General features: G+C 67.6%; 7 protein-coding genes. 1 reads left to right on the top strand and 6 read right to left on the bottom strand.

Going from position 1 to position 13,141, the window contains the following annotated elements:
- Nucleotides 1–5 precede the first annotated feature (5 nt).
- The 6 genes from ACSFBF_RS14905 to ACSFBF_RS14880 all read right to left on the bottom strand — a co-directional run bounded on the left by ACSFBF_RS14905 (nt 6) and on the right by ACSFBF_RS14880 (nt 12,021).
- A complete protein-coding gene (locus tag ACSFBF_RS14905; RefSeq protein ID WP_435468187.1) occupies nt 6–4,634 on the bottom strand; it encodes a type I polyketide synthase in 4,629 nt (1,542 codons plus the stop codon).
- The gene (locus tag ACSFBF_RS14900) at nt 4,634–9,931 is read right to left on the bottom strand and encodes an amino acid adenylation domain-containing protein (RefSeq protein WP_435468185.1); all 5,298 of its coding nucleotides are present in this window, start codon (nt 9,929–9,931) and stop codon (nt 4,634–4,636) included. The genes ACSFBF_RS14905 and ACSFBF_RS14900 overlap by 1 nt, the downstream gene beginning before the upstream one ends.
- Before the next feature lie 115 nt (nt 9,932–10,046).
- Entirely contained in the window at nt 10,047–10,793 is a 747-nt protein-coding gene (locus ACSFBF_RS14895) for a thioesterase II family protein (protein WP_435468183.1), read from the bottom strand.
- Nucleotides 10,793–11,044 carry an MbtH family protein gene (locus ACSFBF_RS14890; RefSeq protein ID WP_435468181.1) on the bottom strand — a complete coding sequence of 84 codons (252 nt, stop codon included), beginning with the start codon at nt 11,042–11,044 and terminating at the stop codon, nt 10,793–10,795. The genes ACSFBF_RS14895 and ACSFBF_RS14890 overlap by 1 nt, the downstream gene beginning before the upstream one ends.
- A gap of 134 nt (nt 11,045–11,178) precedes the next feature.
- Nucleotides 11,179–11,451: a DUF4880 domain-containing protein gene (locus ACSFBF_RS14885; protein WP_435468179.1), complete on the bottom strand. Its 273-nt coding sequence runs from the start codon at nt 11,449–11,451 to the stop codon at nt 11,179–11,181.
- Nucleotides 11,452–11,499: 48 nt separating this feature from the next.
- Nucleotides 11,500–12,021 (bottom strand): sigma-70 family RNA polymerase sigma factor, encoded by a 522-nt coding sequence (locus tag ACSFBF_RS14880; protein ID WP_258353795.1) that lies wholly within the window; start codon nt 12,019–12,021, stop codon nt 11,500–11,502.
- A gap of 267 nt (nt 12,022–12,288) precedes the next feature.
- Here ACSFBF_RS14880 and ACSFBF_RS14875 point away from each other — a divergent pair, with 267 nt between their 5' ends.
- Nucleotides 12,289–13,134: a ParB N-terminal domain-containing protein gene (locus ACSFBF_RS14875; RefSeq protein ID WP_435468177.1), complete on the top strand. Its 846-nt coding sequence runs from the start codon at nt 12,289–12,291 to the stop codon at nt 13,132–13,134.
- Nucleotides 13,135–13,141 lie beyond the last annotated feature (7 nt).

The following is a 13,141-nucleotide window of genomic DNA, read 5'->3' as shown; positions in this document are numbered from 1 at the left end:
TTGGTTCAGACGGTGGTGGACAGTCGGTCCGGTGTGGCGGCATCGGCCGGGTCGCTGTTCTCGCTGTTCTCGATTTCTTCGATCAGGCGGGTCTCGACCAGCAGGGCCAGGTCGGCGATGGTTGGCGCCTTGAAGAAGGCGGCCGGGTGAAGTTCGATCTCGTAGGCCTTGCGCACGCGCGCCAGGATCTGGATGGCGAGCAGCGAGTCGCCGCCCAGCTCGAACAGGTTGTCGTGGAGGCCGATGGCTGTAATGCCCAGCATGTCCTGCCAGACGGCGGCGAGGCCGGTCTCGAGGTCGCCGTCGGGCGCGACGTAGGGCGTGTCGAGCGCTGGGCGCGGATGGTTGCGCCGACCGGCGCGTGCCGCGTGCGCCAACGGGCCGGACTCGATCAGCTCCAGCATGCCGCTGTCGAGCTTGCCAAGGCGCTGCGTCAGATCGGTCGTGGAGATCACGATCTGCGAGAACGCCGGGCCGTTGACGATGCGTTCCAGCGCCAGCGCGCCTTCGGGGCCGTCCATGCCGACGCCTTCAGGCAGCACCATGCCCGCGGCCATGCCGAGGTCGCGCCAGGCGTCCCAGTTGACCGAGAAGACCGCGTGTCGCGCACTGCGTTGCACCTGCGCGGCCAGTGCATCGAGGTACGCGTTGGCCGCGGCGTAGTCGCTCATGCCCAGGCCGCCGGCCATGCTGGAAATCGACGAACAGAAGAGTACGAAATCGAGTGCGTCTTCGCGCACCGCTTCGAGCAGCGCTTGTGTGCCGCGCAGCTTGGGTGCGAACACGGCGTCGACCATGGCGCGGGTGCGCTGGCCGATCATTCCGCTGCTGGCATGGCCCGCCGCGTGGATGACGCCGTGGATGGCGCCGAAGCGCAGACGGGCTTGCGCCGCGGCCGCCTTCATATGCGCGGCATCGGCCACGTCCGCGGACAGTGCCAGCACTTCGCCGCCCAGGGCTTCGAGTTCGAGCAGCTGCAGAAGCTTCTGGCGCAATGCCGCCGGCTGCTCCGGCGATGCGGCCAGCGCCTCCCAGGTGCTGCGCTCGGGCAAGGGCGTGCGCCCGAACAGCACCAGCTTCGCCTGCCACGATCTGGCGAGGTGCCGCGCCACGGAGAGACCCATGCCGCCGAGACCGCCGGTGATCAGGTAGACGCCATGGGTGCGCAGCCGCTGCTGCGGCCCTGCGCCCGGCGCCGGCAGCGCCAATGGCTCGTAGGCCTTGACCCAGCGGTGCGGTCCGCGGTACGCCACCAGCGGCTCGTCGCCGCGCGCCGGCATGTCGGCCGCAAGCTGCTTCACCAGCCATGCCTCGGCATCGCTGGCGGCCACGGGCAGCACCACGTCGACGACACGGCAGTCGATGTGCGGATATTCCTGCCCGATCACCTTGGCCAGGCTGAACAGCGTGGCCTTCTCGGGGCACAGGGGCTCCAGCCCGCTGACGTCTTCCATCTGGTTGGTGACGACCTGGATCGCCAGCTTGCGCTCGCTGCCGGCCGACGCGCTGTCGAGTGCCTGCGCGAGAGCCAGCAGGCTGAAGAAGCCGCGCTCCAGCATCTCGCTCGACTGCGAAGGCGCTGCCAGCTCGTCGTCCACGCTCCACAGGTGATAAACCTTCGAGACCGGCCCCAGCTCGGCCTGCACCTTGCGCAGCACCTGCTCGTGGTCGGCACGCTCGCCGGGGCGCACCGCGTAGTGGCGCGGGCTGATCTCGACGAAGCCCGGCCCCTGCTCAACCCAGACCACGGGATGCGTGTCGGCATCACGATGCAGGTGGCGGATCAGGCTGTCGGTGAGGCTGCGCGTTTCGCCGAACACCAGCGTGCAGGTGCCGGCGGGCGCGGGGGTGTGCACTGCAAGCAGCGGCTCGGTGCGCTTCCAGGTGGGCACGTAGAAGGCGTCGGCCGCCGGCCCCGCCTTGGCACCGCCCTCGAAAGTGCCCGCCTCGACCCAGTACGACTGGCGCTGGAACGGATAGGTAGGCAGCGGCACCTGGCGGCGTGGCTGGCCCGCGCGGCAGGCGGCCCAGTCGATCTCGACACCGGCGCACCAGAGTGCACCGGTCACGCTGGCCAGCTGCCGCTCGTTGCGGGCCTGCTGCTGCGGATGCGCCTGGCTCGCCCAGATGCCCGCGGCCGACCCGGCCATCGGATGCTGGCGCGCGAGGCCGGCCAGCGTTTCGCCTGGACCCACTTCGAGCACGACGCGCCCGGCCACGCCGAGCAGCACAGCCAGTCCGTCGGCAAAGCGCACGGTGCTGCGCAGATGGCTGCCCCAATAGGCCGGGTCCACCGCCTGCTCGGCCGTGATCGGCTGGCCGGTGACGTTGGAGATGAAAGGAATGCGCGGTGCATGGCGCGGCACCGAGGCGACGACCTGCTGCAGTTCGGCCACGATGGACTCTGTCATGGCCGAGTGCGACGCGATGGCGACATGCAGGCGGCGCGGCATCAGGCCGCCGGCGAGCAATTGCTTTTCTGCGGCTTCGATGGCCTGCAGCGGCCCTGCGAGCACGCACAGTTGTTGGCCGTTGATCGCGGCGATGTCGCAGCCGGCCTGGAGGAACGGTGCGAGTTCGGCCTCGGGCAGCGCGATGGCCGTCATGGCACCGGCGGGCATCGACTGCATCAGTCGGCCGCGCGCAGTGACGATGCGCAGCGCATCTTCCAGGCTGAACACGCCGGCCAGGCAGGCGGCCACGTACTCGCCGAGGCTGTGGCCCAGCATCACGGCGGGCTGCACGCCGCGCGCCATCCAGGCGCGGGCCATGGCGTACTCGACGATGAACAGCACCGGCTGCGTGTATTCGATGCACGACAGCTTCTGGTCGGCCGCGGCTTCGGCGCCGGCCGCCGGGTACAGCAGCTGGCGCAGGTCCATGCCCATCGCGTCGTTCAGCAAGGCGCAGCAGCGGTCGACCTCGCCGCGGAACACCGGGTCGTCGCGGTACAGCGCGGCGCCCATGTTGGCGTGCTGCGTGCCGCCGCCGGGGAACAGGAAGGCGACCTCGGGCGCAGTGGCTGGCGCGCGCATCACCTGCTCGAAGCCGCCCTCGGGCGACAGCAGGGTCTGCGCGGCCATGGCGTGGCCGTTGGCGACGATGGCCGCGCGCAGCGGCAGCGGGCGGCGACCGCTCTGCAAGGTGTGTGCGATGTCGGCGAGCGACTGGTTGCTCGCCGCTTCCAGGTGACGGCCCAGTTGCTGGCCGGCTTCCTGCAGCGCGGCGGCGTTCTGCGCCGACAGCGGCAGCACCTGCCAGCTGGATGGGCTCTCGGCCAGCTTCGCGGCCGGCGCCTCTTCGAGCACCACATGCACATTGGTTCCACCGATGCCGAACGAGCTGACCCCCGCACGGCGCGGCGTGGCACCCGCAGGCCAGGCCTTGGTGGCAGCGTTGACGTAGAACGGGCTCGCCGCGAAATCGATCTGCGGATTGGGCCGCTCGTAGTGCAGGCTGGCCGGCAGTGTCTTGTGCTTGAGCGCCATCACCGTCTTGATGAGACCGGTGACGCCAGCCGCCGCATCGAGGTGGCCGACGTTGGTCTTGACGGAGCCTATGGCGCAGTAGTTGGTGCTGTCCGAGTCGGCCCGGAAGGCCTGCGTCAGTGCGGCCAGCTCGATGGGGTCGCCGAGCACCGTGCCCGTGCCGTGTGCCTCGATGTAGCCCACGGATTCGGCCGTTACTCCAGCGATCAGTTGCGCCGCGCGGATGACCTCCGCCTGGCCGTTCACGCTGGGCGCGGTGAAGCCGACCTTGTCGGCGCCGTCGTTGTTGGCGGCGGTGCCCTTGATGATGGCGTGGATGGTGTCGCCGTCGCGCAGCGCATCGTCCAGGCGCTTGAGCACCACGAGGCCCGCACCGCTGCCGATCACCGTGCCTGCGGCTTTTTCGTCGAAGGCGCGGCAGTGGCCGTCGGGCGAGAGGATGGCGCCGGCCTGGTAGAGGTAGCCGCCGTCCTGCAGCAGGTTGAGCCACACGCCGCCGGCCAGCGCCATGTCGCAGTCGTAGCCCAGCAGCGCCTGGCAGGCGGTGTGCACCGCGGCCAGCGAAGTCGAGCAGGCGGTCTGCACCGTGACGGCGGGGCCGCGCAGGTTGAGCTTGTAGGCCACGCGGGTGCACAGCGAACCGCCGGAGTTGCCGCTCATGAGGCCCAGCAGGTCGGCAATGCCGCGTCCGTCGCCCAGGCCGAATGCGGGCAGCAGGTGCCGCATGAGGTACAGGTTAGGCCCCTCGCCCGCGTAGACGCCGATCTTGCCCGGCCAGGTGTTCGCATCGCAGCCTGCATGCTCGAGCGCGGCCCATGCGCACTCCAGGAAGATGCGCTGCTGCGGATCGAGGTACTCGGCTTCGCGCGGCGAGTAGCCGAAGAAGCCGGCATCGAACTGGTCGAAGCCCTTGAACTGGACGCCTGCCTTCACATAGGCGGGGTCGTCGAGCAACTCCTGCGAAATGCCTTGCGCGCGCAGTTGCTCGTCGGTGAAGCCGGCTATGGACTCCACGCCGTCGCGGATGTTGCGCCAGAACGCATCGACATCGTCGGCGCCCGGAAAGCGCCCCGCCATGCCGACGATGGCGATCTCGATGCCGGTGGCTGCATCGGCCTGCGTGGCCTGCTCGTTGAGGGTGTTCATCAGTTGACTCTTTCCGCGGATTTGCGACGTTGAAGCAAGGCGGCGCGCTGGCGCAGCGCACGGTCGTCGCCGGCTGTGGGCGACAACGCTGCGGGCGCATCGGCGCCGCGCGACATCCACTGCGCCAGCGAACCGACCGTGGGGTACTTGAAAAGCTGGACCAGCGCGACGGTGGTGCGCAGCCTGTCTTCGAGCAGGCGATGCACGCGAACCAGCAGGAGCGAGTGCCCGCCGAGGTCGAAGAAGTTGTCGTGAGTGCCGACCTTGTCCATCTGCAGCACTTCGGCCCAGATGGCGGCGATGGTTTCGGCGATGGGGCCTTGCGGGGCCTCGTAGGGTTTGTCGCTGGTGATGGCTGCGGTGGGGAGCGCCTTGCGGTCGACCTTGCCGTTGGCGTTCAGTGGCAGTGCGTCGAGTACGACGATGACGCTGGGGACCATGTAGTCCGGCAGTGCTTCTGCGAGGCGTTCGCGCAGCACTACGGTGTCGATGTCATCGCCGGACACGTAGCCCACCAGCCTCGCTCCTGCAGGGCCCTCGCTCGCAACCACCACCGCCTCTCTGACTTCGGGCTGCGCCTGCAACTGCGCCTCGATCTCCCCCAGCTCGATGCGGAACCCCCGCACCTTCACCTGGTGGTCGATGCGGCCCAGGTACTCCAGCTGCCCTTCGTTGTTCCAACGCACCAGGTCGCCCGTGCGGTAAAGACGCGCGCCATCGTTTGTTGCGATGAAGCGTTCTGCCGTCAGCCCTGGCCGCTTCAGGTAGCCCCGCGCGAGGTTGATGCCGCCCAGGTACAACTCGCCGGCCACGCCCGCAGGAACTTCGTTCAAGCTTGCGTCCAGCACGTACGCCTGCGTCTGGCTGATCGGCCGGCCGATTGGCACCTGGCTGCTGCCATCGTCACGGCACGTCCACTGCGTCACGTGGATCGTCGTTTCGGTCGGGCCGTACAGGTTCTGCAGCGTCGCGCCGCTCAGGCGTTGAAGTGCTTCTCTTTGCGTGGCTGCCGGCATGGCCTCTCCGCCGCAGATGATGTGCTTGAGCTTGGTCGTCGCTTCGATGCCCTCGTAGGCCAGGAACGCCTGCAGCATCGAGGGCACGAAGTTCAGCGTCGTGATCTGGTGCTTCTGGATGAGTTCGACCAGGCGCACCGGGTCGCGGTGATCGCCCGGGTTGGCGATGACCAGTCGGGCACCCGAGGTGAGCGGCCAGAACATCTCCCAGACCGACACGTCGAAGCCGAAGGGAGCTTTGTGCAGGACTGTATCTGCGCCTGCAAGGGTGTAGAACTCCTGCATCCAGGCCATGCAGCTGAAGAGGGCCTGATGCCGGATGGCTGCGCCCTTGGGGCGGCCGGTCGAACCGGACGTGTAGATGACGTAGGCGAGGTGTTCGCCGTGCAATGCGACTTGTGGGTCGGCCTCGGATTCAGCAGAGGTATCGAGCGTGTCGAGCTCCAGCACCTGCAATGCGTCGGCACCCGGGATCAGCGAACGCAGGTGGCTCTGGGTCAGCAGCAACGCGATGCCGCTGTCTTCGACCATGTACGCCAAACGGTCTGCGGGGTACTCGGGGTCCAGGGGCACATAGGCACCGCCCGCCTTGAGCACTGCCAGGATGCCCACCATCATCTCGGTGGAGCGCTCCACGCAGATGCCCACCAGCACATCGGGGCCTACGCCCGATGCGATCAGGCGATGCGCAAGCCGGTTCGCTCGGGCATTGAGCTCGGCATAGCTCAGGGCTTCGTTGCCGAAGACCAAAGCGGGCGCCTGCGGCTTGAGCTTCGCGTGCGCCTCGATCTGGCGGTGCACGGGCTGTGCACCTTCGTGGCGGCGCGGGTTCTCGCTCCATGCTGCAAGCTGTGCGCGCTCCGCAGCCCCCACCAGCGCCACGTCACCCACTGCCAGCTCAGGCTGAGCAGTCAATGCCTCCAGCACCGACAGGTAGTGCCCCGCCATCCGCTCGACCGTCTCCCGATCAAACAGCTCCGCCGCATAGACCAGCCCAAGCGTCAACCGGCCGTCGGGTGTCTCGCGGGCTTCGAGTACGAGTTCGAATTGCGCCGTTCCATCGGGCAGCGCATGGTGCGCAACCTCGAGCCCCGGCAACTGCGCCAGCGCCCGATAGTCTTCGACGAGGTGGTTGAACATCACCTGGAACAGCGGGCTCTGGCTCAGGCTGCGCTGCGGCTGCAGCGCCTCGACCAGTTGCTCGAAGGGCAGGTCCTGGTGCGTCTGCGCGCCCAGCACCGCTTCTTTCGCCTGCGCCACGACATCCGACAGCCGCATGCGCCCACCGACCCGGTTGCGCAGCACCAGCGTGTTGACGAAGAAACCGATGATGTTTTCCGCCTCGACACGGCTGCGGTTGGCCACCGGCGCGCCGACGCGGATGTCTTCCTGTCCGGTGTAGCGGTACAGCAGCGCCTGGAAGCCGGCCAGCAGCACCATGAACAGCGTGGCGCCCTCGGTCGCTGCGGCCTGGCGCAAGCCGGCCAGCAGCACCGCGGGCATTTCTACGCTGTGGCGTGCCGCGCGGTAGCCGATTTGCGCCGTGCGCGGGCGGTCGATCGGCAGCGCCAGCACAGGATGTTCTTCGCCGAGCTGCGCGCGCCACCAGGCCAGTTGCCGCTCGGCCTCGCCCGCTGCCAGCCAGTTGCGCTGCCACGCCGCATGATCGACGTACTGGATGCGCGGCACTGCGCGGCGCGACGGGGCATCGCCCTTCAGCCGCGCGGCATAGCCGGCCGCCAGCTCATCGAGCAGCACCTGCATCGACGCGCTGTCGGAAATGATGTGATGCATCACCACCACCAGCAGATGCGAGGTGTCCGACAGGCGGATCAACGCCACGCGCAGCAACGGCCCCTGCGTCAAATCGAATGGCGTGGCATGCAGGCGCTGCGCTTCTTCTGCGGCACGTGCTTCGCACTCGCTGGCCGCGAGGTGGCGCAGGTCGATCAGGTTCAGAAGCGGCGCCCACGACGGGCTGATCAGTTGCTCTGCCGTTCCGTCAGCGCCTGCCAGGAATACCGTGCGCAGCGACTCGTGGCGCGCGGCGATGTCTTCGAACGCGGCATGCATTGCGGCGGCGTCCAGCGCGCCCGACAGGCGCAGCGCGCCACTCATGTGGTACGCCGTGCTCTGCGGCGCGAGCTTCCACAGGAACCATTGACGCTCCTGTGCGTGCGACAGCGGCAAGGGCTGCAGCCGGCGCTCGGCGGACAGCGGCTCGATGGTGGTTGAGCCAGCCACGCGGCCCGGACGGTCCTTGCGGCTGCGCACGATGGTCGCGCAAGCGTTCAGCCGGGGCTGCTCGAAGAAGTCGCGCAGATCGAATTCGATGTTCCAGTGCCGGGCAATACGCGCGCACGCTTGAACCACGGCCAGCGAATTGCCGCCCGAGGTGAAGAAGTGCGCGTCATGCGCCAGCGCACGGTCTTCGGGCCACTTGAGCACTTCCTTCCAGATGGCCGAGACCGCCTCTCCGATTTCGTCGAGCACCGGTGCTTCCGCCGGAATCGAAGCTCCGCTGCCGCCGTGCGTGAAGACGCCGTGCTCGTGAATCGCATACGCATCGAGGCTGCGCGCAGCAAGCCCCGCGCGACACGCCTGGCGCTGCAGCTTGCCGCTCGAAGTCTTGGGCAGCGCGCCCGGGTTGAGCAGCACCACGGCGGCAGGCGCCTCGCCGAACACTTCGCTGACCGCCGCGCCCAGCGCATCGACCAGCAGGTGCGGCGGCACGAGCTTCTGCATGCTGCGCGAAACCTCCGCTGCCACGCCGATGCCTTCGCCATCCGGCCCAGACACTGCGAAGGCAGCGACTCGCCCCTTGCGCACGGCCTCGATCTCGGCCTCGACCGTGCGCTCGATGTCCTGCGGGTAGATGTTGTGGCCGCGCACGATGATCAGGTCCTTGATGCGACCCGTCACGTAGAGCTGCCCGTCGTGCATGAAGCCGAGATCGCCGGTGCGCAACCAGCGCTGCCCTTCGTGCATGGCGAAGGTCTCGCGGGTTTCGCGCTCCTTGCCCCAGTAGCCGGCGCAGATGCTCGGGCCGCTGGCCCAGATTTCGCCGACGCGGCCGACGTCGAGCGCAGCCAGTGAATCGGGGTCGGTGATGCGCACGTCGTGGCCGTCCGGCGCTGCGCCGCAGCCGACCAGCATCGCGCCCTGCGTGCCTTCCACGCCCTCGCCCCTGGCAAGTGCATCGGCGGAGAAGGTGCGCGCGACCAGCCCGGCGCCGCGCTGTCCACCGGTGACGAACAGGGTCGCTTCCGCGAGGCCGTAGCAGGCATACACGGCGTCGGGGCCAAAGCCCGCGGGCGCGAATCGCTCGATGAATTCGGTTTCGGTGTCGGCGCGCACGGGCTCGGCGCCGGTGTAGGCGACACGCCATGTCGAAAGGTCCAGCCCCGCCAGCCGCGCGCCCTTCACACGATCGAGGCAGAGACGGTAGGCAAAGTCGGGGCCACCGCTGAGGGTGGCGCGGTGGCGCGAGATCAGTTCGAGCCAGCGCACAGGGCTTTCGAGAAAGTAGCGCGGCGAGGTCAGCACCAGCGGAATGCCGCTGTAGAGCGGCTGCATGAGGCCACCGATCAGGCCCATGTCGTGATAGAGCGGCGCCCACGACACGAACTTGTCGTCCGGCCCGATGCCCATGCCGTCGCGAATGGCGCGCTCGTTGGCGATGAGGTTGCCGTGGGTCACGATCACGCCCTTGGGGGCGGAGGTCGAGCCCGAGGTGTATTGCAGGAATGCGGCGTCGTCCGCTGCGGGTGCGAACGGCGTCCATGCATCGGCGAGCGCGAGACTCACCTCGTCAACGGAAATCATTGCCGCCTCTGCGAATGCTTCGGCTGCGCCGTCCATCGCGGCGCGCATCGCCGCCGAGGTCAGCACGCAGCGCGCCTGCGAATCTTGCGCAATGCCCGTCAGCCGCGCGAGATGCTGCGGCCGCATGGATTCGGGCGGGAACACCGGCACCGCGATCACGCCGGCGTAGAAACACGCCAGCATGCTCACCGCGTAATGGTCGTCGTTGTCCAGCATGACGAGGGCGCGCTCGCCCTTCGCAAACTGTTGCTGCAGGCGGGATGCCAGCGCGCGCACGCGCGCCTCGAAAACGGCGTAGGTGATCGGCTTCTCGAAGTAGGCGCCATCCGCCTCGCCCGCCACCGTGAGCCAGACGTCGTCCGGCCGGCTTTGCGCCAATGCCTGCAGGTGTTCCACAAAGTTCGCGGACACCGGGTGATGCCCCAGATTCACCGTCGTTGCTGCCGTGCGTGCCATCTCGCTCACTCCAGAAAATTAGTAGGGGCGCGGCCGGCACCGGGCCGGCAGCGTTCACTCATGCCGCGTCAAGTCGATACCCATGCGATGAGCCTCGATGCCTGCCGGCAAGGCGTCATGCAGTTGCATGAGGCGCATGTCGTCCTCCGGCCATGGTCTGCCCCAGACGGCGCGCCAGTGCGGCCAGGAAAGCCGCCTCGTGCTGACGGATGAAGAAGTGGCCACCATCGAACCAGTCGAGCGTGAACGCGCCGCCGGCATGCGCCGACCAGGCCTCGATGCGCGCCGCGTCGATGTCGTCCTGCCGGCCCGCGAAGGCATGCACAGGCATGGGCAGAGGCGCATCCGCCGCCGTGTATTCGAAGCTCTGGCAGACGCGGTAGTCCGCGCCCAGCGTGTCGAGGGTGATGCGCACCAGCTCGGCGCTGGCGAAGACTTCTTCGGGAGTGCCGCCCTGCTTGCGCAGGTCGGCGATCAGCGCGGCGTCGTCGTGCGTGTCGGGAAGTCGGTTCGGGTCGCGCTGCGACGGCGCGGAACTGCCCGACGCGAAAAGCGCCAGCGGCAACGGCCGGCCGAGCGCGCACAGCCGCTGCACGACGCCATAGGCCAGCAAAGCGCCCATGCTGTGACCCAAGATCGCGAAGCTGCCGTGCATCGCGCTTGCCTGCTCGGCGCAGATTCGCGCGACCTGGGCATCGTAGGTTTCGACGAAGCGCTCGCCCATGCGCATGCCCCGGCCCGGCAGTTCGACGGGCACGAGCTCGATCCAGCGCGGCAGCTGATGCCGCCAGCGCAAATACATCGTCGCACTGGCGCCCGCGCAGGGCAGGCACAGCAGCGAAACCCTCGCCGGCCCGGCCATCAGCTTGCGGCAGCTTCCGCGGACGGCGTGAGGTCTTGCGCGGCCATCCAGTCGCGCAGCGACTTGGGGCGCATGTCGGTCCAGTTCTTCTCGACGAAATCGAGCGCCGTCTTCTTGTCGCCCTTCACGCCGTCGACAGCCTGCCAGCCGCTGGGCACAGCCTTCCAGTGCGGCCAGATGGAGTATTGGTCTTCCTGGTTGACCAGGACGATGAAGGTTTCGTCTTCGCGATCGAAGCAGCTGGTAGACATGGGCAGTCCTTGTGCGGTTGATTGAGGAAGCAGGCGGGCAAGCGGGCCGACGGGCGGCCGATTGCTGCGCTTCTGATCAACATGACGATTCGGGACCGAATCTGTTCACCCCCGGTGCGGGGTGCTGACGACGATCAGGCGTCGTCGTCGCCGGGTGCTGCGTCTTCTGGTGTTGCCCGGTTTTTCTGGCTCTTCTTCCACGCATCGACGTCGATGGTGGGTGGCACCAGCCCCGCGAGCAGCCAGAGCCGGGCGGCCTTGTCGTAGGCCTTGCGGTGGGCAGGGTCGGCAAGAAGCCATGTCACCATTTCGACACGCGCACCTTCGCCGAAATTCTCGCGGTCGTGCTCGCGCCGCACCCAGTCCCATGCGGTGCGCCAGATGAGGTCGTCTTGCTCTTGTGCCATGCGTGTACGGTTTTACCTTACACGAAGCGGCACGAGAGCTTCTCTGCGTCAATCCTTGATCAGGTGGCGCATCGCACCGATGGCCTCGTCCGCCTCGGCGATCAGGCGGTTCACGAGGCCGAGCGCGCAGCCCATCTGCGCCGCGATGTCGCGCTGCGTGAGGCCTTCGAGACGGTAGAGCTGGAAGGCCACGCGCGTCCTCGGGGACAGCGCCGACAGCGCCTTCTCGATCAGGCCAACGACTTGCCGGTCTCGCATCACGCGGTCTGGCGATGCTGGTCCCGGGACATCGAGCGTCTCGACGTCCACGTCGAAGGTGCGGTAGGTGGCCTCGAGGGACTGGCGGCGGCAGTGGTCGAGCGCGAGATTGCGCACCACCTGGCAGCAGTAGCCCATGGGCTTGTCGACCTTGCGGTCGCAGGCGCCGTCGGCAATGCGAAGGTAGGCGTCTTGCACGACATCGTCGGCAAGGTCCGTGGTGCGGACGATCCTGCGGGCCACGTGCAGAAGCTGAGCCCGGTTGGCGACGAAAACATCTCCCAGAGAAGATTCGGACGTGAGTGACAGCATTTTTGAACAACTCCAGATGAGGGCCAGGCGTCGAAATTCGAAACAGCGCGCGTCGGGCGCATCGGCGTATCTGCAGCTCTCCAGCTACATATTTAAATAAGAATCATTAATATTTACAAAAGGATGACAGCGCAAATTTGCGACTGTGTCCTTACCTCTATAGACGTTTGGATGCACCAAACAGAGACACCCGGCGACGTCTCGAAAGCCGCCAGCCGGGCGCATCTAAAATTCCGCCCCTTTGCCCCGTTCCGCTTCCCGCCCCTCATGAACATCGTCGTCAACGAAGAACTCAAAGCCTATATCGACCCCATGACGCCGGAGGAACACGAGGCGCTGGAAAGGAGCATCCTGGCCGAGGGCTGCCGCGATGCGCTGGTACTGTGGGGCGACGTGCTGGTGGACGGCCACAACCGCTACGGCATCTGCCAGAAACACGACCTGCCGTTCAAAACGGTGCAGAACACGCGCTTCAAGACCATCGAGGACGTGCATCTCTGGATGATCGACCAGCACCTGGGCCGGCGCAGCATTTCGGATTTCCTGCGCGGCGTGCTGGCGTTGCGGAAGAAAGACATCGTCGACAAGCAGCGCAGCCGTGCCGCTACTGAGCCAGCCTCGGCGTCCGACGCCCCGTTCGACGTCGATCCCCCCGCCGACGGCTCGCCGGACGGCAGTGCGTCAGCCCCCGTCCTGCCGCCGCCCGCGCCGCTGAGCAGCCGCGAAGCGATCGCCAAGGCCGCACGCCTGAGCAGCAGCCAGGTCGGGATGATCGAAAAGATCCAGAAGCAGGCCGCGCCAGAATTGGTGGCAGCCGTGAAGTCGGGCGTGATCTCGATCAACACCGCAGCTGCCGTAGCCACACTGCCGGCCGAGGAGCAGGTCTCAGCGGCGAACGCCGGCAAGGACGAACTCAAGCAGGCCGCCAAGCGCGTGCGCGAGTCAAAGAAGAAGCCGCGTGAAGAGTCCGCCGAAGCGCATTTGGACGACGAACAGCAACAGGCCAAGCCAGACGCAGTGCAGGCGCTGGAACAGCGCGTGGCCGAACTCACAGCCGAGAACGAGGCCCTGCGCAAACAAGTGGCCGAGCTGCAGGCCCGGCTCGGCCACTGAGCTCAGC

The sequence above is a fragment of the Variovorax nivicola genome, from assembly GCF_051216475.1.
Taxonomy (GTDB): Bacteria; Pseudomonadota; Gammaproteobacteria; order Burkholderiales; family Burkholderiaceae_C; genus Variovorax.
The sequence above is the reverse complement of the archived record's forward strand: the minus strand, read 5'-3'. Positions and strand labels throughout refer to the sequence as shown.